Genomic DNA, 1,320 nt, shown 5'->3' with positions numbered 1-1,320 from the left:
GCGTTTTTCGGCAGTGGCGAAGATGGCGGCCCATCGCGAAGCGGTGCCGCCCGAGGCTTGGTATGCGGCCAAGCTGACCGCAACGATCGCCGAGGACTGCGGTCCCTGCACGCAGCTGGTGGTCAGGATGGCCGAGGCGGACGGAGTTAGCGTTTCCGTATTGCGCGGCATCCTGGACGGCGACGAGCGCGCGATGGGCAGCCATGCCGCCCTGGCGCAGCGCTTTGCGCGCGCCGTGCTGGCGCACGATCCGCAGGCCGATGCGCTGCGCGAGCAGATCGCCGCGCGCTGGGGCGAACGCGCAGTGGTGACGCTGGCGCTGGCGATCGCCGCCGCCCGCATGTTCCCCACCGTGAAATACGCGATGGGACACGGCAAGCGCTGCAGCCGTATCCGGATCGGGAACGTCGAGACGCGGCCCGCACTGGCATGAAAGGAGGACAGGCATGACGGCAACCGACAGCGGCGCAAACGACTTCGAGGCGCAGCGGCGCCACTTGCGGGCGATCGCCTACCGCATGCTTGGCTCGCGCGCCGAGGCGGAGGACGTGGTGCAGGACGCCTGGCTGCGCTGGCACGCGGCCGACCGCGCGCGGGTGGAAAACGTGCGCGCCTTCCTGTCCGCCACCGTCACGCGCCTGTGCCTGGACCGGCTGAAGTCGGCGCAGGCGCAGCGCGAAGTCTATGTCGGCGCCTGGCTGCCGGAGCCGGTGGTGGACGACGACAGCCAGTACCAGCCGGGGCCGGAAGCGATGCACGAGCTGGCGCACGACTTGTCGTTCGCCTTCATGCTCACGCTGGAACGCCTGTCGCCGCTGGAGCGCGCCGCCTTCCTGCTGCACGACGTGTTCGACATGAGCTTTGCCGAAGTCGCCGGCGTGCTCGGACGCAGCGAGGCGGCCTGCCGGCAGCTTGCCGCGCGCGCCCGCGCCAATGTGCATGCGAACCGGCCTGCGGCGAAGGTGACGCCGGACGAGGAGAACCGGCTTGCGTGGGCCTTCGTCAGCGCCATCCGCGACGGCGACGTGGCGGCGCTGGCGCGCGTGCTGGCGGAGGATGCGCGCTTTGTCTCGGACGGCGGCGGGCGGGTGACGGCGGTGCCGAAGCCGCTGTGCGGACGCGCGCTGATCGCCAAGGTGCTGATCGGGTTTGCGCGCCAGTTCGACCCCGCCAAACATCGCATGCGCCCGGCGCGCATCAACGGGCTGGCCGGTTGCGTGATTTCCACGGCGCAGGGCGAACTGGTCCAGACCATCGCGCTGGAGGCGGACGGCGCCGGGCACATCCAGGCGATTTATGTGATGCGCAATCCGGAGAAGC

Annotated in this window: 2 protein-coding genes; both read left to right on the top strand. The window is 70.5% G+C overall.

Going from position 1 to position 1,320, the window contains the following annotated elements:
* Positions 1–433: hypothetical protein (locus tag A6M56_RS08095; protein ID WP_286758046.1), on the top strand; the 433-nt coding region annotated here is incomplete at its 5' end.
* A 13-nt stretch (positions 434–446) separates the two neighbouring features.
* Positions 447–1,320 (top strand): sigma-70 family RNA polymerase sigma factor (locus tag A6M56_RS08090; protein WP_286758045.1); only part of this gene is annotated, 874 nt, incomplete at its 3' end.

This window comes from Ralstonia sp. RL (genome assembly GCF_001683835.1).
Lineage (GTDB): Bacteria > Pseudomonadota > Gammaproteobacteria > Burkholderiales > Burkholderiaceae > Ralstonia > Ralstonia mannitolilytica.
The sequence above is the reverse complement of the archived record's forward strand: the minus strand, read 5'-3'. Positions and strand labels throughout refer to the sequence as shown.